The organism is Micromonospora sp. NPDC047548 (assembly GCF_040642975.1).
Lineage (GTDB): Bacteria > Actinomycetota > Actinomycetes > Mycobacteriales > Micromonosporaceae > Micromonospora.
Window position 1 is genome coordinate 1 of the sequence record NZ_JBEYTI010000027.1, and the last position, 17,188, is coordinate 17,188.

14 protein-coding genes are annotated in these 17,188 nt (G+C 71.8%); 7 read left to right on the plus strand and 7 right to left on the minus strand.

Going from position 1 to position 17,188, the window contains the following annotated elements; all coding sequences use genetic code 11:
- Window positions 1-1,507: 1,507 nt before the first annotated feature.
- Both ABZ807_RS23495 and ABZ807_RS23500 read right to left on the minus strand, forming a co-directional pair.
- Window positions 1,508-1,984, minus strand: coding sequence for an SRPBCC family protein (locus ABZ807_RS23495; RefSeq protein ID WP_357161766.1), 477 nt, complete (start codon window positions 1,982-1,984; stop codon window positions 1,508-1,510).
- Window positions 1,981-2,280 carry a metalloregulator ArsR/SmtB family transcription factor gene (locus ABZ807_RS23500; RefSeq protein ID WP_357161769.1) on the minus strand — a complete coding sequence of 100 codons (300 nt, stop codon included), beginning with the start codon at window positions 2,278-2,280 and terminating at the stop codon, window positions 1,981-1,983. Before ABZ807_RS23500 ends, ABZ807_RS23495 begins: the two co-directional genes overlap by 4 nt.
- A 238-nt stretch (window positions 2,281-2,518) precedes the next feature.
- Here ABZ807_RS23500 and ABZ807_RS23505 point away from each other — a divergent pair, with 238 nt between their 5' ends.
- The 3 genes from ABZ807_RS23505 to ABZ807_RS23515 all read left to right on the plus strand — a co-directional run bounded on the left by ABZ807_RS23505 (window position 2,519) and on the right by ABZ807_RS23515 (window position 6,751).
- Window positions 2,519-2,866 carry a DoxX family protein gene (locus ABZ807_RS23505; RefSeq protein ID WP_357161772.1) on the plus strand — a complete coding sequence of 116 codons (348 nt, stop codon included), beginning with the start codon at window positions 2,519-2,521 and terminating at the stop codon, window positions 2,864-2,866.
- Window positions 2,867-3,353: 487 nt separating this feature from the next.
- Entirely contained in the window at window positions 3,354-4,991 is a 1,638-nt protein-coding gene (abc-f, locus tag ABZ807_RS23510) for a ribosomal protection-like ABC-F family protein (protein ID WP_357161775.1), read from the plus strand.
- A gap of 137 nt (window positions 4,992-5,128) precedes the next feature.
- Window positions 5,129-6,751: an ABC-F family ATP-binding cassette domain-containing protein gene (locus tag ABZ807_RS23515; RefSeq protein WP_357161778.1), complete on the plus strand. Its 1,623-nt coding sequence runs from the start codon at window positions 5,129-5,131 to the stop codon at window positions 6,749-6,751.
- A gap of 356 nt (window positions 6,752-7,107) precedes the next feature.
- Here ABZ807_RS23515 and ABZ807_RS23520 read toward each other — a convergent pair whose 3' ends face one another.
- Window positions 7,108-7,359, minus strand: coding sequence for a hypothetical protein (locus ABZ807_RS23520; RefSeq protein ID WP_357161781.1), 252 nt, complete (start codon window positions 7,357-7,359; stop codon window positions 7,108-7,110).
- A gap of 293 nt (window positions 7,360-7,652) precedes the next feature.
- Here ABZ807_RS23520 and ABZ807_RS23525 point away from each other — a divergent pair, with 293 nt between their 5' ends.
- Entirely contained in the window at window positions 7,653-8,756 is a 1,104-nt protein-coding gene (locus tag ABZ807_RS23525) for an ionic transporter y4hA (RefSeq protein WP_357161784.1), read from the plus strand.
- Between the two features lie 269 nt (window positions 8,757-9,025).
- Here ABZ807_RS23525 and ABZ807_RS23530 read toward each other — a convergent pair whose 3' ends face one another.
- Window positions 9,026-9,499 (minus strand): hypothetical protein, encoded by a 474-nt coding sequence (locus ABZ807_RS23530; protein WP_357161787.1) that lies wholly within the window; start codon window positions 9,497-9,499, stop codon window positions 9,026-9,028.
- A gap of 117 nt (window positions 9,500-9,616) precedes the next feature.
- On the opposite strand from ABZ807_RS23530, the gene ABZ807_RS23535 reads away from it, so the two are divergent.
- Window positions 9,617-10,882 (plus strand): MFS transporter, encoded by a 1,266-nt coding sequence (locus ABZ807_RS23535; RefSeq protein ID WP_357161790.1) that lies wholly within the window; start codon window positions 9,617-9,619, stop codon window positions 10,880-10,882.
- A gap of 90 nt (window positions 10,883-10,972) precedes the next feature.
- Here ABZ807_RS23535 and ABZ807_RS23540 read toward each other — a convergent pair whose 3' ends face one another.
- Window positions 10,973-12,688, minus strand: a complete 1,716-nt coding sequence (locus tag ABZ807_RS23540) for a bifunctional metallophosphatase/5'-nucleotidase (protein WP_357161793.1) — start codon at window positions 12,686-12,688, stop codon at window positions 10,973-10,975.
- A 315-nt stretch (window positions 12,689-13,003) separates the two neighbouring features.
- On the opposite strand from ABZ807_RS23540, the gene ABZ807_RS23545 reads away from it, so the two are divergent.
- Window positions 13,004-13,801: an alpha/beta fold hydrolase gene (locus ABZ807_RS23545; RefSeq protein ID WP_357161796.1), complete on the plus strand. Its 798-nt coding sequence runs from the start codon at window positions 13,004-13,006 to the stop codon at window positions 13,799-13,801.
- A gap of 236 nt (window positions 13,802-14,037) precedes the next feature.
- Here the strand turns inward: ABZ807_RS23545 and ABZ807_RS23550 are convergent, their stop codons facing one another.
- Together ABZ807_RS23550 and ABZ807_RS23555 are read right to left on the minus strand one after the other, a co-directional pair.
- Window positions 14,038-14,493, minus strand: coding sequence for a lamin tail domain-containing protein (locus ABZ807_RS23550; protein WP_357161799.1), 456 nt, complete (start codon window positions 14,491-14,493; stop codon window positions 14,038-14,040).
- A 269-nt stretch (window positions 14,494-14,762) separates the two neighbouring features.
- Complete coding sequence (locus ABZ807_RS23555; protein ID WP_357161802.1) at window positions 14,763-15,542, minus strand: phosphodiesterase; 780 nt, start codon at window positions 15,540-15,542, stop codon at window positions 14,763-14,765.
- A gap of 208 nt (window positions 15,543-15,750) precedes the next feature.
- Here ABZ807_RS23555 and ABZ807_RS23560 point away from each other — a divergent pair, with 208 nt between their 5' ends.
- Window positions 15,751-17,172, plus strand: a complete 1,422-nt coding sequence (locus ABZ807_RS23560) for a diguanylate cyclase (RefSeq protein ID WP_357161805.1) — start codon at window positions 15,751-15,753, stop codon at window positions 17,170-17,172.
- The last annotated feature ends 16 nt before the right edge of the window (window positions 17,173-17,188 follow it).

Consider the following 17,188-nt stretch of genomic DNA (forward strand, 5'->3'; position numbering starts at 1 on the left):
CCGTTGCCGAGAGATCGGCACGGCGGGTTCGGTGAGCGGTCCGGGGAAACGGGCCGGTGGCAACACCGGAACCGCGCCCCGGGCCGACTCTCTAACCGGAGCCCGAGAGGTGAGCCTGCCCGTTGGAGCGATGGCTTCCAGATCCGCGCCCGGAACGTGCCGCGTTTGAGCGGTTCGCCCGTTCAAGGCGCTCCGCGCGGCGCGGGCCGGGGCGGAAAGTCAGCCGGCCCGAAACCCACGCCCCGCCCCGCGCGTCACCCCTGGGCCAGTAGGTGACCCCGGTGACGAGTCCCGGGAGATGACCAGGGCCAGACGGACCGCCTCACCCGTTCTCGACGGTCCAGAGACCCACGAAGACCGGGAGGTCACCACGGCCGACGGAGTTGCCGAACGGTCCGTACGGGGCCGCCGGAGCCCCAGGGAGGGAAGGGGTAGAGGTGGTGGAGGGGTGAGAGGTGAGGGAGGGGGCGGGGTTAGAGCTGTGCCTCCGGCGGGGGCCAGACGACTCCAGGATGGAGTTGCCGAACGGCTCCGGTGGGTGGGTGGTTGAGGTGGCTGCAGAAGCGGGGGTTCAGGTCACGCTGTGCGCTGACGCACTCCGCGGGCGACTCGGACAGCGATCCAGATGCCGCCGGCCAAGAGACTCAGACCGAACAAGGCGATGACAATCTCATAGGTCCGAGAAGCATCGCTGAGAGGCGGCCCATCCGGCGGCAGGCCATCCCAAGCGTTCCAAGATCCGTAGACAAACAGCACACCGACAACTGCCAACGCGAGCGCCACAAGCAGAGACGCGGCCCGCCCGATCCACATCAACATCGCAGCAGTATTGCAGCAATAGCTGCCTCCGGCGGGGCCAGACGACTCCAGGATGGACTTGCCGAACGGCCGAGGGCCAGTAGCCAGAAGGGCGAACGGCCGTAGGAAACATCGCACCGCCCGAAGTCAGTTTTCGGCGCTGCCGGAATGACCTCGGCTCCACAAAGGGCCGTTTGTCCTTCGCCAAGGACGGCGTGCCCAGCCATCTCACGGAGCGGCAAGGAGTGATCGGCTCGCACCGCCTCAACCTGGCGCGTCCACCACGATCACCGACACTCCCCAACAGCGGATGACACCAGCAGGTGCCCAACACCCGCGTTCGGGACGAAGAGGTCGTCGGTTCGAATCCGGCCACCCCGACCAGGTCAGAGGGCACATCCAATCATTGGATGTGCCCTCTGGTGCATCCTGGGTGACCAACTAACCGAGTGACTGAGCCTCGGGCGTCGCCGCAGAGTGGTGGGCCGGCAGCCGGCCTGGCCGCGCGGCCAGGACCCGCACGGCGCAGGGGAGCGCACGCCGGCAGCGTCGGCGAGCTGGCGCACCGAGCGCGGTTGCGGTTACTGCACCTCCGGCGGAGCGCTCCGGCTCCGGGATGGCCGAGCATCGTCGGCGGCTGCCGGGTCCGTGGGTGGTTGCGGGAGCCGCCGTCCAGTGGTGCGGACGCCCCTTCCCGGCCGACGCGCGGTTAGAGCACGGCGGCGAACTGTCGGAGCATTCCTGGCCAGCCGCCCTCGCTGCCGACGCTGTCGCGGACTCCTTCCCAGCCGGGCCCGTGCGCGTCGAGCTGGTCGTGCACGAGGTCGACCCGGGTGCCAGTGTCGTCGGCGGTGAAGGTGACGGTGACTCGGCTGCCCACGGCGTCCGGGGCTGGTGGCTTCCAGTCCGGCCCGATCAGCCAGCAGAAGGCGAAGGTGCGGGGAGGGTCCCAGGTGAGGACGCGGCCCCAGGTGCAGACCTCTCCGGCGTCGTTCTTCTCCCACATGCCGCCGCCGGCGTACGGGTCGACGCCGATCTGCACGAGCTGCCCGGGTTGGACGTGAGCGGAGCGGGGCCACCACCGGTCGATGCCGCTGGTGAAGACCTCGAAGGCGTGCTCGGGTGTGGCGGCGACGTGCATGCTGGCGTTTACGGCTGTGTTCTGATCCGTGGTGTGGGCTGTCACGTCTTCTCCTCCGGTGGGTTCTCGGCGGCCTGCGCGAAGGCCACCATTGCCTGGTTCCAGAACTGGTCGAAGTAGCCGCGTATCGCTGCCAAACCCCGCGGGTCCAGGGCGTAGAGGCGGCGCGTGCCCATGGCCGTCGATGAGACGAGCCCGGCGTCCTTGAGCACTTTGAGGTGCTGTGAGACGGCAGGTCGGCTGACCGGAAGGTCGCCCGCGATCTGGGCAACCGAACGTGGACCGGCGGCGAGGAGTTCGAAGATGGTCCGCCGGGTCGCGTCGCCGAGGGCTTCGAGCATCCGCCCTTGGTAAGTGGCCACGAACGGTAAGTCTAGACTTTCCGGCCGCTCCGTCAAGGGACGTTCGGCAGAGAGGCGATCCATGACCGCCCTTTGGAGCAGCACCGGCAACAGCGGATCTGTGGCCGGGTACGCACCACTCCGCTCCGCCGGTCACAACAGCGCGCGACCGGGTGTCAGTGCGGTGAGGAACCCGGACAACCGGCCCGGGTGAGCCGCACAGCGAGGAGCGCTCCTGATGTCCACCACCCACGTCGTCGTCACCCTGCTGGCCGCCGCCATGGTCGGCTTCTCGGCCGCCTCCGTCTTCCTCCGCGCCACATGGGTCGTGGAGCCGCTGGCCGACTACGGCGTACCCCGCTCGTGGTGGCCCTGGCTCGGCACGGCCAAGGCCGCCGGGGCCGCAGGCCTGGTGGCCGGCCTGTTCGTGCCGGTCGTCGGTGTCCTGGCCGGGGTCGGCCTGGTGCTGTACTTCGCCGGGGCCGTCGTCACCGTGGTCCGGGCGCGGTCGTACTCGCACCTCCCGTTCCCCCTGCTGTACGCGGCGCCGGTGGTCGGCGCCCTGGCGCTGGTGTTCGCCGCCTGAGCAGCATGGACGACCCCCGGAAGGAGACCTTCCCGATGGCCAGGTCCTCCGCCGTGACGGTGTAGTCGCGGTGAGCAGTCGCACTGATTCGGTGGGCAGACTCGCGGTCCATGGGTATGGATCGGGCCATGCCGGTTCCTCCGTCGGCTCGGCGCCCCGTTGGCGTCACGGGATCACGCGCACCGGCCGCACACGCGGCGTGGTGGTCGATCCCTGGCAGAACTCCCTACCGCAGGTTCGCCCGGTGGGGAGAACGCGCCGGTGCTACCGTAGATCGCGAACGATCTGAGTCTGGGTGATCAGACGAACAAGGGGAACCAGACATGGTGGGTGACGACGACATCTCCGGGTGAGACCGGACATGTGATCGACCACTGGCCGGCGTCAATAGGCGCCGCTGCCGTGGTCCTTTCGTCGTTCCTCGAAACCATGTCCCCTGTCGGGCGGCTGTGGTCCGCCTGCCCTCACATACGAGGTCGTCTCTCCGATGTCCGATGCTTTCATCGTTTGCTCGAACCTGACCTTCTCCTGGCCGGACGACACCCCGGTCTTCCAGGACCTCTCCTTCACCATCGGTGGAGGCCGTACCGGACTGGTCGCGCCGAACGGCGCCGGTAAGAGCACGCTGCTCAAGCTGATTGCCGGTGAGTACCGGCCCACCGCCGGGTCCGTCTCGGTCCAGGGGGTGCTCGGCTACCTCCCGCAGAGCCTGCCGCTGGCCGGTGACCTGAGCGTGGCCGAGGTTCTGGAGATCGCTCCGCTGATCGCCGCACTGCACGCCATCGAGTCCGGAGACACCGGCGAGGAACACTTCACCACGATCGGCGATGACTGGGACATCGAGGAGCGGACCCGCGCCCAGTTGGACCGGCTCGGCCTCGGCGACCTCGCCTTCGACCGGCGCCTGGACACCCTCAGCGGCGGCCAGGTCGTCTCCCTCGGCCTGGCGGCCCAGCTGTTGAAGCGGCCGGACGTGCTACTGCTGGACGAGCCGACCAACAATCTCGACCTCGAGGCTCGGCACAAGCTCTACGAGGTTCTGGAGCAGTGGAACGGCTGCCTGCTACTGGTCAGCCACGACCGGGCACTGCTTGACCAGATGGACCGCATCGCCGAACTGGACCGCAGCGAGCTGCGGTTCTACGGCGGGAACTTCACCGAGTACGAGGTGGCTGTACGCGCCGCGCAGGAGGTGGCGGAGAAGAACGTCCGCAACGCCGAGCAGGAGCTCAAGCGGGAGAAGCGGGAGCTGCAGGAGGCCCGCGAGCGGGCGGCACGGCGGGCGAGCAACGCCTCCCGCAACCTCAAGAACGCCGGCCTGCCGAAGATCTTCGCCGGTACCATGAAGCGGGACGCTCAGGAGTCCGCGGGCAAGGCGAACGAGATGCACTCCTCGCGGGTCAACGAGGCCAAAGCCCGGCTCGACGAGGCAGGGCGCGCGCTGCGCAACGAGCAGAAGATCTCGCTGGTGCTGCCCGGCACCAACGTACCGGCCGGACGCACACTCCTCACCGGTGAACGGATGCAGGTCCGTTACGGCGAGCGGCCCCTGTTCGCCGCCGACGGCGTCGACCTGGCGATTCGGGGGCCGGAGCGGATCGCCCTGCTCGGCCCCAACGGCGCCGGCAAGTCCACTCTGCTGCGCCTGATCAACGGCGACCTGGAGTCTGAGGGTGGCCAGATCAAGCGGGCCGACGGCCGCATCGCGTACCTGTCCCAGCGGCTGGACCTGTTGGATCTGGACCGTACGGTGGCGGAAAACCTGGCTGCGTTCGCGCCGCAGACCCCGGACGCACAGCGGATGAACCTGCTCGCCCGCTTCCTGTTCCGTGGCTCCCGGGCCCATCTGCCGGTCGGGGTGCTCTCCGGCGGCGAACGGCTGCGCGCCACCCTGGCCTGCGTCCTGGGCGCCGAGCCGGCGCCGCAACTTCTCCTGCTCGACGAGCCGACCAACAACCTCGACCTGGTCAGCGTCAGTCAGTTGGAGAGCGCGCTCAACGCCTACGAGGGAGCGTTACTCGTGGTCAGCCACGACGAGCGGTTCCTCGCGGAGATCAAGGTCAACCGCTGGCTGCGGCTCGCCGAGGGGCGCCTGCTGGAGACCGGCCCTCCGGACGTCGACTGACTCGCCTCGGGCCGCCCCGGTTTGCAGGGCCGTCCGTGTGGAGCGCACCGGTGCCGGTGAGCTCTGACCCTTTCCCACGCCCCGTAGGCGGCACTGGCCTTCGGGTCGAAGACGATTCCGATGATGGTGTGTCTCGCATGTCCAAATCTGCCCTGCTCGCCCACGATCTGGTCCGCACGCTCGGTAGCCGCCGGGTGCTCGACGGCATCTCCCTCACCGCCGCACCCGGCCAGCGGATCGGGCTGATCGGCGAGAACGGCACCGGCAAGTCCACCCTGCTGCGGCTGCTCGCCGGGGCAGACGAGCCCGACGCCGGTACCGTCGTCCGCCCACCGGAACTGGGTTTCCTGCACCAGGAGATGCCCTTCGACCCGGCCTCCACGATCGCCGCCGTGCTCGACGACGCGCTGCGCGAGGCCCGTGAGGATCTCGCCGAGCTGGACCGGCTCAGCGGCGCGCTGGCCGACACCCCGCAGGACGCGCCGGAGTACGCCGACCTACTCGCCGCGTACGGCGATCGGCTCGACCGCGCGCAGGCCAGCGACGCCTGGGACGCCGACCGGCGCGCCGAGATGATGCTGGCCGGTCTCGGCCTCGGGGCGCTTGCACGCGAGCGTACGCTCGCGTCCCTGTCCGGCGGGCAACGCGCGCGGGTCGCGTTGGCCACCCTCCTGGTACGGCGGCCCACGGCGCTGCTGCTCGACGAGCCCACCAACCACCTCGACGACGACGCTGCGGCCTTCCTCGATGAGCAGCTGCGTGGCCTGCCCGGGGTCGTGGTGGTGGCGAGCCACGACCGGGCGTTCCTCGACGCGGTCTGCACGGATCTGATCGACCTTGATCCGGCCCTCGACGGCCCGGCCCGCTACGGCGGCAACTACACCGACTACCAGGCCGCCAAGCGGGCGGAGCGAGAACGCTGGCAGCGGCGCTTCACCGAGGAGCAGGAGGAACTCGCCGAACTGCGCCGCTTCGTCGAGGTGACCGCGCACGAGGTGGCACCGGGGCGCGCCCGGCGCGACAACGAGAAGATGGGCTACGGACACACCGCCGGGCGGGTACAGAACGAGATCTCACGGCGGGTGCGCAACGCCGCCCGCCGCCTCGACGAGCTGGAACGTGAGCAGGTCGACCAGCCGCCGGAACCGCTGCGGTTCCGGGTCACCACGCTGGTCAGCGCCGCCACAGACGGGATCCTGGTGTCCTTGCGGGACATTCGCGTACCCGGCCGGCTCGCGCTCGACCGGCTGGACGTCTCGGCCACCGACCGGCTTCTGGTCACCGGGCCGAACGGGGCGGGGAAGTCGACACTGCTCGCGGTGCTGGCCGGCCGACTGGGGGCCACCGGTGAGCTGCGCCGGCGGCGTAACCTGCGGGTCGGCCTGCTCGCCCAAGACACCGTCTTCGACCGGCCGGGCCGGACCGTGCGGGAGACCTACGAGCTGGCGCTCGGTGCCGAGCGCGCCGAGTCCGTACCGCTGCTCTCGCTCGGGCTGCTCGGCCATGCGGACCTGGACCGGCCGGTCGGCCAACTCTCGGTCGGCCAGCGGCGCCGGCTCGCCCTGGCGCTGCTGGTCGCCGACCCGCCCCAGCTGCTGCTGCTGGACGAGCCGACCAACCACCTCTCACCGCAGCTCTGCGATGAGCTGGAGGAGGCCCTGGCCACGGGCCCCGGCGCGATCGCGGTCGCCAGCCACGACCGCTGGCTGCGTTCCCGCTGGCCGGGTCGCGAGCTGCGCCTGTCACCCCAGCGCGGCTGACCGGCGGTCGGGTCGAGGGCCCACCGACAGGTCCCACATCCCCCGCAGCGGCGAGAAGAGGATGAGCAAGCAAGCCTGCCCAGGTATTCCAGGCTGCAGGCCGCAGCTTTCGGTGATCTCGCTCGTGTGTAGTGGGAACAGGTCGCGGGAAAATTGCAGACCAGGCTCTGGCTGTCGGCCGGAGTAGCCGGTTCCCACGGGCCGCACGCTGCTCTCGTACAGGCGGCGAACGTCCGGTCATGCTGCCTCGCGAGTGGGGCGGGCAGACGAGGTTCCCTCCGCGCGCCGGGCGACCACGGAAAGTAGCTGACAGGCATCCACCGTCTCTTTCTCAGCCGGGAACCCGCGACAGTTGATTAGGCACTCTCACCAGTCGGGCAGGCCGATTGGGCGGCGGCGCCAATCCAGGTGGTGGTGCGGGCCGCCCGGCCTCGGATCTCTCCTACCGTGCCGGGGTGGTGGTGTTTTCGGTCCGACGCGGTCTCGCCGGCCAGGAAGTTGACGTTCGACGTAGTCGGCCGCGCCTCGTCGGCCGGGTGCGCGACGCGGACACCGGAGGCGGCCGGCCCGGTGACGGTCAGGTTCGCCACCACCGCGGCGGCCGTCACGCAGCGGGCCAGGTTGTTGACGTACGGGTAGACGTTGATCGTCTCCCGCGGCTGGAGCGGGTCGGTGCCCCGGTTGTGGACGGTGCAGACGGGCTCGACCGTGTCGCCGCGCGCGGTGGCGGCGAGGGCGGATCGCCAGCCCGGCGCCCGCTGCCCCGACCGCTCGGCGGGGGGCCCGCCTGCCGGAGAGGCCGGTGACGGAGGCCCTGGGCAGGGGCTTCCGAGATGTCAACGGCGGTTTTTTGGATCCCATCAATCAGCTGTTGATCGACTCGCCTGGCATTCTTGACGGCATGACCGCGCTGATCCGACCCCGGCTGACCGACTGGACCTTCTTCGTACCGGTGCTCGCGGTCGTGCTGCTGGCCCTCAGCTGGGGCCGTGACCTCTCCGGGATCACGGTCGCGGTGGTGGCCGCCTTCCTGGCCGGCGCGGTGCTCGCGGCCGTCCACCACGCCGAGGTGGTCGCGCACAAGGTCGGCGAACCGTACGGCTCGCTGGTGCTCGCCGTCGCGGTGACCGTCATCGAGGTCGCGCTGATCGTCACCCTGATGATCAGCGGCGGGGAGAAGACCCAGTCGTTGGCCCGGGACACCGTCTTCGCCGCCGTCATGATCACCTGTAACGGCATACTCGGGTTGTCCCTGCTGATCGGCGCGCTCCGCCGCCGGGTGGCGATGTTCAACCCGGAGGGCACCGGCGGGGCGCTGGCCACCGTGGCCACCCTCGCCACCCTGAGCCTGGTGGTGCCGAACTTCACCGCCAGGCCCGGGCCCCAGTTCTCCCCCGCCCAGCTGACCTTCGCCGCGGTGGCGTCGCTCGCCCTCTACGGGCTCTTCGTCATGGTGCAGACCGGCCGGCACCGCGACTATTTCCTCTCCGTCACCAGCGACGGCAGCGTCGTGGACGCCGACGGCGACGGGCACGCCGACCCGCCGTCGAGGCGTACCGCGCTGGCCAGCCTCGGCCTGCTGCTCATCTCGCTGGTCGCCGTGGTCGGCCTGGCGAAGACCGTCTCCCCCGCCATCGAGGCGGGCGTCGCCGCCGCGAACCTCCCGCCGTCCTTCGTGGGCGTGGTCATCGCGCTGCTCGTGCTGCTTCCCGAGACCCTCGCCGCGGCCCGGGCCGCCCGGCGCGACCGGGTGCAGATCAGCCTCAACCTCGCCCTCGGCTCCGCGATGGCCAGCATCGGCCTCACCATCCCGGCGATAGCCGTCGCCACGATCTGGCTGGAGGGGCCGCTGCTGCTCGGCCTCGGCGGCACGCAGATGACCCTGCTGGCGCTGACCGCGGTGACCGGCGTGCTCACCGTCGTCCCCGGCCGGGCGACCGTGCTTCAGGGCGGGGTGCACCTCGCGCTGTTCGCGGCGTTCGTCTTCCTCGCCGCCAGCCCCTGACCGGCGCCCCTCCAGCCGTTCGGTGGTGGACGCGGGGCAACTCGTCGGTGGCGCGCACCGGGCCGACCAGCGGGCGGGGTTCGCGAAGGCGCAGCGGCCCCGTCCCGATCGGGAAGACCGGGGCGCGGCCGCTGCGGACCGGAGATAAGCGTCAGGCCGGGGCGATGAAGTCCCCCGACTGATCGACGATGGCGTGCGGAGCGTACCGCGACGCCGGTCAATTCGAGCAGTGCCGATCGGTCGATGCCTCGGACCGTTCGGCCCGACCGTCAGTCGTGCCGCTCGGTGCGCTCGATCTCGGTGAACGCCGCGCCCAGGTAGCCCTCGACCGGCCGGCCCGTCACCGCGCGCAGGTCGGCGACGAGCAGCGGCGCGTGCCGGGCGATCGCCGCCGGCTCGGGCGGGGCGTCGTCCTCGCCCGGGTCGTACACGCCGAGCGCTGAGGCCAGCAGGACCAGCACGACGTGCGGGTCGACCTCCGGCCGCCAGGGGGCAGCCGCCCGGACGCACCGCTCCAGCACCCGCCGGACGTCGTCGCCGTCCAGCCCGTCCGGGTGGGTCTCCTCCAGCATCAGCCGCACCACCGCGCCGAGCACCAGACCGGAACGCTCGGCCCCGGCCAGCCGCGCGGTCGCCACCTCGTACGCCTCGCCATCGCGGGCCCTGGCCGCCTCGACGGCGTCGGTGGCGGCGCCGGCGATCTCGCGGGCCGGTGCGGGCAGGTGTCGCCAGGTCACGCTCACCGGGCCAGCATGGCAGAACCGACCGACAGCTCCTCGGCGTGCTTTCGATCACGCCGCACGCGGGGTCGGCGGCAAATCCGGTCGCGGCCTGTCGGACCTGGCGGACAGAATCGCGGCATGCTGCGCCGATCCCTCCCCCGCCGTCCGGAAGCCCGACGCATCCTGCTCGGCACCCTGCTGTCGGCGATCGGGCGCGGCCTCACCCTGCCGTTCCTGTTCATCTACCTGACCGACGTGCGCGGCCTCTCCGACCCGCGCGCCGGCCTGGTCATCGGCTGGTACGGCGCGGTCACCCTGGCGCTCGCCCCGCTGGCCGGGACGCTGATCGACCGGTTCGGCGCCCGCCGGGTGGTGCTGCCGTCGCTGCTGATCGAGGCGATCGGCACCGGGTCGCTGGCGGTGGTCGACTCGACCGCCTCCGCGTTCGGGGTGGCCACCGTGATCGCGATCGGCGGCTCGGCGATCTGGTCCGGGCAGAACACCATCCTGGCCTCGCTCACCGCCGACGACGAGCGGCAGCGGGTGTACGGCCTGAACTTCGCCCTGCTCAACCTCGGCATCGGCGTGGGCGGGCTGACGTCGGGCGCCATCGTCGACATCGCCCGCCCGGCGACCTTCCAGCTGATCTACCTGCTCGACGCGCTCAGCTACCTGACGCCGGCGCTCATCCTGCTGAGCCTGCCGCACATCGGGCACCGGCTCGCCGCTGGCGCGCCCGGCGCGAAGACGGCCGGCGGGGGCTACCTCACCGTGCTGCGGGACCGCCCGTTCCGCCGCCTGGTCGTCTTCGGTCTGGTCCTCACCACCTGCGGGTACGCCCAGATCGAGGTGGGTTTCACCGCGTACGCGGTCAGGGTGGCCGAGGTGACCCCGCGGGTGGTCGCCTGGGCGCTGGCCGGCAACACCGTGATGATCGTGCTCTCCCAACTGCTGGTGATCCGCCGGATGGAGGGGCGCAGCCGCACGGGGGGGCTCGCGGTGGTCGGCGCGGTCTTCGCGGCCGCCTGGCTGACCCTCGGCGCGGCCGGCCTGATCGGCACCGGCAACGCGCTGGTGGCGGCGCTCGGCGTGGTGGCCTGCGCGGCGATCTTCGGGTTCGGCGAGACCATGCTGTCGCCGGTGATGCCAGCGCTGACCAACGCGCTCGCCACCGACGAGCTGCGCGGCCGGTACAACGCGATGAGTTCGATGATCTTCGGGATCAGCGGGGTGATCGGCCCGGTCACCGCCGGGCCGCTGATCGGTGCCGCCGACGGCAAGGTCTGGGTCGCCGTCGTGGTGGGTGGCTGCCTGGTCGCCTCGCTGATCGCCCTCTCCCTGCGCCCCCTGCTCACGGCGATCCAGGACGGCCGCGCCCCCGCTCCCGAGCCCGTCGCCGCCTGATCCGTCCGGCTCCGGCGGGGCCGGGACCGACGGACGGGGACGGGCCCCGGAGCGGGTGCTCCGGGGCCCGTTCGTGGGTGGGTCCTGCCGTCAGGCGGCGGGGACCTCGGCGGTGGTGCGGATGCGGTCCAGGGCCGGCGCGGAGACCGGCGAGGCCGCAGTCAGGTACGCCACGAAGGCGTCCAGGTCGATCATGCCGGTGACCTGGTTCGTGCCGCCCTTGAGAACGGTGAACCCGTCGCCGCCGCCGGCCAGGAAGTTGTTCACCGTGACCCGGTAGGTGGCGCCGTCGGCGACCGCCACGCCGCCGAGGGTGAGGCTGCCCCGGACGACCCGGCTGCCCGCGCACGGGTCGGCGGTGGTGCCGGTCACGCCGTTCACGTCGACCGTGTAGCGGACCGACGAGGACGGGTAGAGCGTCCGGCCGACCACGAACTGCTGCTCCAACATGCAGTAGAGCTGCGTGCCGGTGAGGTCGAGCGTCACCAGGTTGTTGGCGAACGGCTGGACCGTGAACGCCTCCTCGTAGGTGACCGGGCCGGCGTCGAGGTCGGTGCGGACACCACCGGGGTTCATGAACGCGCCGAGCGCACCCTGCTCGTCGTCCGTCGCGGCGAGCTGCGCGTCGGCGATCACGTTGCCAAGCTGGGACTCGCCCTTGGCCGTACCGAAGAGCGTCTCCTGGACGCGGTCGAGCGGCTCGGCGGTCTTGCCGACGACCTTGGTGGCGACCGGGCCGAGCGCCGTCTTGTAGTGGGTGATCAGGGTGGTCTGCGCCGGGTCCCTGTCGTCGACGCCCCGGGTGACCACGACGTTGTTGGCCTTGGCGGTCAGCACGTCGCCGGTCTTCCGGTCGATCTTCAGGTCGATATCGGTGACCAGGCGACCGAAGGAGCTGGCGCTGGTGACCAGCTTGCCGTTGATCTCGCAGTTGTACGCCTGGTGGGTGTGCCCGCTGACCACCACGTCGATGGACGGGTCCATCCGGTTGGCGATGTCGACAATCGGGCCGGTGAAGCCCTTGCAGTCGTTGATGCCGCCGGTGGCCTCCTGCTGGCCGCCCTCGTGCAGCAGCACGACGATGCTCTGCACGCCCTGGGCTTGCAGGATGCGGGCGTACTTGTTGGCGGTCTCCGCCTCGTCGGCGAAGGTGAGGCCGGCGACGCCCTCCTGGGACACGATCTGCGGGGTGCCCTCCAGGGTCATCCCGATGAAGCCGACCTTGACGCCGTCGACCTTCTTCACCGCGTATGGCGGCAGCAGCGGCTGGCCGGTCGCGGTCTTGAACGCGTTCGCGGAGAGGTACTTGAAACCGGCGCCCTTGTACGGGGTGCCGTCCGCGCAGCCGTCGACCGGGTGGCAGCCGCCGTTCTGGATGCGCAGCAGCTCGTTGGCACCCTCGTCGAACTCGTGGTTGCCGACGCTGGCGAAGTCCAGCCCGGCCATGGTGAGCGCCTCGACAGCCGGCTCGTCGTGGAACGCGGCGGAGAGCAGCGGCGAGGCGCCGATCAGGTCACCGGCGGCGACCGTGATGGTGCGCTCCCGCTCCTCCTCGGTGGTCCCGCGCAGCTTGGCGAGCTGGGTGGCGAGGTACTCGACGCCACCGGCGGCCTGCCCGGCGATGCTGCCGCTGGAGCCGGTCGGCGGTTCGAGGTTGCCGTGGAAATCGTTGATCGCGAGCAGCTTGACGTCGACCGGCTTGGGACCGGCCTCGGCCTGGCTCGGGTTGACAGCGACCGTGCTCAGCGCGGCCGCGGCGAGTGCGGTCAGGCCGATGGCGGCCCGACGCATCCCGGGGACGGACATGGAACTCCTCGTGAGGTTCGGCATTGACGTCGCACGGGCGATGATTCGCCCGGCCACCCTGATTCGTGCCGTGACAGGGGTCGATCGCGAATGGCGGCGGTCGGGGGTCGCCGCTGCGTCGGAAGCAGCTTCTCATCTCCGCCCACCGCCGGTCGACTGGGGAAGTCGAACAGACCTGCGGATACGGCAGGTGACCCGGCCTGGACGTTCGGACCATTCCGACATGACGGGTAGGTGAAAACGGCCCGGCGATTGACGTCGGATTCCCGTCGGTGGCACCGACTGGGATGGGAGACGACGACGGAAGGATCCACGATGACTGGGACGACTCTGACGGCGGGCACGGTGCGCTCCGCCGACGGCACGACGATCGCGTACGAGCGCAGCGGCGACGGGCCGGCGATCGTGCTGGTGGGCGGCGCGTTCAACGACCGGTCCACCACGCGTCCGCTGGCTGCCGCGCTGGCCGGGGACTTCTCCGTCCTCGGGTACGACCGCCGTGGCCGGGGCGACAGCGGCGACACCGCCCCGTACGCGGTGCAGCGGGAGATCGAGGATCTGGCGGCGCTGATCGGGGCGGCCGGTGGCACGGCGTACCTCTACGGGGTCTCCTCCGGCGCGATCCTCGCCGCCCTGGCGACCGCCGCCGGGCTCCCGGTCGCCAGGCTGGCCCTCTTCGAGCCGCCCTTTCAGGTCGGGCCGCACGCCGGGTCGCGCCCGGCGCTCGCGCCCCGGCTGGCCGAGCTGGTGGCGGGGGGCCGGCGGGGCGACGCGGTCGAGTGCTTCATGATCGACGCGGTGGGCGTCCCCGCCGACCAGGTACGCGGCATGCGCGACCAGCCGATGTGGTCCTGGCTGGAGATGATGGCCCCGTCCCTGGTCCACGACGCCACCGTCACCGGGGACGGCAGGGTCCCCGCCGAGCGGCTCGCCGCGATCACCGCGTCGACCGTCGTGGTGGACAGCACGGGCAGCCCGCAGTGGCTGCGCGACGCGGCGCGGGCGACCGCCGAGTCGGTCCCGGGTGCCCGGCGGGTCAGCCTGGAGGGCGGGTTCCACGAGGTGCCGGCCGAGCGGCTCGCCGCCGAGCTGCGCCGACTCCTGCTCGGCTGACCGTTGCCGTCCCCCTGGCCGAGCGGTTCGAGCGGGCTGCCGACGGGCGGGCGACCGGCCCGATGGGAGCGACCGCCGGAGACGAGGACGACCGCCCCGGGGAGGGGTGGCGGCTCCCGGTGCGCAGGAGCCGCCTCCCGCTCCCCGGGGCGGTCGGATGACGCGCCGGCTCCCGCCCCTCGGGGCGCCGGCCGCCAGTCGTGCGCCGCGCGTGGGCCGGTGCCGGCCCGCGCCGGTCAGCAGTAGGTGTAGCTGCCGCTGCTGCCCCAGGAGCAGGAGTCGATCGCCGTACCGGCGGAGTTGCGCAGGTAGGCGGTGTCCCCGGTGTTGTTCCAGATGTAGGCGCCGGAGCCCCAGTACCGATGGGTCGAGGTGTTGGTGCCCTTGCCGGTGTGGATGTAGACGCTCGCGCCCTTGGCCAGCCGGAAGTCGCCGGAGAACTTGTACACGTGGTTGGACTTGTCGCGCAGCGTCCAGGACTTGAGGTTGATGGTGGTGCTGCGCCGGTTGGTCAACTTGACGTACTCGGCGTTGAGGCTGCTGTTGGAGCGGTTGTCGGTGCCGGGCGAGTTGTAGTAGACCTTGGTGATCTGGACGGCCGGGGTGGCGGCCTGCGCCGGCGCGGCCACCGCAAGCGTGCCGCCGACGGTGGCGGCCAGCGCGACGGCGAAACCGATGAGCTTGTGCTTCACACGTTCCCCCACATGTTCGTGGGCCGACCTCTGGAGTCGACCACGGAGAGTGGGCCGAGGCTATCGATGCCGCGCGGCAATTGTGGACCGTGAGACCTCTGCGTCGGCAAATAGATCCGCGAGTCCCGTGGGCGGAATCCGGACGGTGATCACGGCTGGCGCCATGGTCGGCGGAGCGACCCTTCCGCCGATCCCCGCGCGCCGACCGGCCATGTTCGACCCCTACGCGACGTATCCGACGCGTCCCGGCACCGTACGGGGTGGACGCGTCAAAAGCCGCAGGTCTGGCCGGCGGCGTGGCTGACCTGCACCGTGTGGGTCACGCAGCCGCCGTCGTCGACCGCGTGCAGCAGGAACGCGGTCGGCTCGTCGACCCAGCCGATCTCGTCGTCGGCGCTCATGGTCAGCGACGCCTGCCGCCAGGTGCTCGGCGCGACGGTGAGCACGGTGCCGGCGTACCCGGTGGTCACCGGGCGGTGCAGGTGGCCGGCGGCGACGCGTACCACGTGGGGGTGCCGGCGGACGACCTCGGCGAGCGCGTCACCGTCGGCGAGCCGGATGGCGTCGGCGGCCGGGATGCCGACGGCGACCGGCGGGTGGTGCACGCAGACCACGGCGGGCACGTCGGGACGGCCGGCCAGCACCCCGTCGAGCCAGCCGAGCTGGTCGTCGCCGAGCCGGCCACCGCCCTCCCCGGGGGCCAGCGAGTCCAGCACCACGACGGTCACGTCCGGGTGGTCGACGTGGTAGTACGCGGAGAAGCCGCCACCCAGGTACGGGGTGCCGCCGAAGGCGTCCAGCAGCGACTCCCGGTCGTCATGGTTGCCGGCGACCAGGTGCACCGGCAGCGGATACCGGCCGATCACCTCGCGCAGCGCCGCGTACTCGTCGGGGCGGCCCTGGTCGACCAGGTCGCCGGTGATCACCACGCAGTCCGGGCGGGGGCGCAGCGCCAGCACCCGGCCGAGCGCGCGGTGCAGGCCGGCGGCGGGCGCGGCGGCGAGCACGCCGGTGGTCAGGTGCGGGTCACTCAGCTGGGCGATGAGCATGGCTCCTCCACTGCGACCGGGACCCTCACGCTAACCCCCGCACGCCCCCGGCGCGGGCTCGTCGCGCAGCCCACAGGCCCTGTCCACAGGCTGTGGATGGAACATGTGTACGAACAGCAGATGATCTTCCCAGGGCGGACCGCCGCCGGCTGGGTACGCTTGATCGCAGCCCCGGCACCAGCCGCGCCCTCCCCTCACCTGGAAGAACGTGGATCACGAGCGAGTCGTCCGTGACGTCACGGTCCGCCTGCCGATGGCGTCGACCGCCGTCGAAGCGTGCCAGTGGACGGTGACCGCGCTCGCCCGGTACGCCCCCGCGACGATCTCCGTCCTGCTCCAGGTCCACGACCGGCTGCGCTGCATCGCCGCCACCGGTTCGTGGCAGGTCTTCTCCACCGTGCCGCCCAAGTCCGGCATCGTCGGCCGGGTCTACGCCTCCGGCGAGGGCGCCACGGTGCCCGATGTCGCCGCCGACTCCGACTACCTCCCGCTGCGCCCCGACGTCACCGCCGAGATCTGCGTACCGGTGCTCGACCCGGCGGGCCGCCCGATCGGGGTGCTCGACCTCCAGTGGAGCGGGCCGGCCGAGCTGGGGCTGTGGCGGCAGACCGCCGAACGGCTGGCCGGCCGGCTCGGCGCCCGGATCGTGGCGCTCGGCGGGCCGCCCGCCGAGAGCCGCAGCGAGAAGCTGCTCCGGCACGCCACCGCCTTCACGTCCGCCCCCACCGACCGGGACCTGATGGACGCGGCGCTCACCGCGGCCCGGGACGTCTCCACCCTCTCCGCCGCCGTGCTGGTGCTCGCCGGCCGGCACGGCCCCCGGCTCGGCGCCCCGACCGGCGCCCTCGGCGAGTTGGAGTCCCGCATCCGGGCCGAGCTGACCGAGGCCGGCGCCGGGCCACTGGGCCGGATGCTGGTCCGCGCCCACCGGCACGGCACCGCGTACACCCTCGGCGAGGCGGGACACCCACCGACCGACGAGTACGAGTCGCTGGCCCGCGCCGGGGTGCGCACCCTGGTGTCGGTGCCGGTCGGTCCGCCCGACTCCGGCGGGGTGCTGCTGGTCGCCGACGAACGGCTGCTGCGGCCGGACCCGACCACGGTCAACCTGATCGAGCTGCTGGCCGGGCAGGCCTGGGGGGCGCTGGACCGACTGCGTACGCTGGCCCGACTCCGCGAGCAGGCCAGCTCCGACCCACTCACCGGGCTGCGGCACACCGGGCCGCTCGGCCAGCGGATCAGGGCGGCCACGCCGGGGCGTACGGCCCTGCTCGCCATCGACGTGGACGGGTTCAAGGCGGTCAACGACACGTACGGCCACCAGGCCGGCGACCGGGTGCTGGTCGGATTGGCCCGGGCGCTGGAGGGGGCGCTGCGGCAGGGCGACGAGCTGTACCGGGTCGGCGGCGACGAGTTCGTCGCGGTGATCGAGGTGAGCCGCCCCGAGGAGGCGGTCCGGATCGCCGAACGGCTGACCGAGGCGGCCCGGGGTACCGGCCGCACCATCAGCGTCGGCGTGGCCCTCCCCCAACCCGGCGAGTCCCCCGAGCTGACCCTCCGCCGCGCCGACCAGGCCCTCTACAGCGTCAAGCGCCAAGGCCGCGACGGCGTCCGCCTAGCCACCGCCTGACACCCACCCCCTCGGA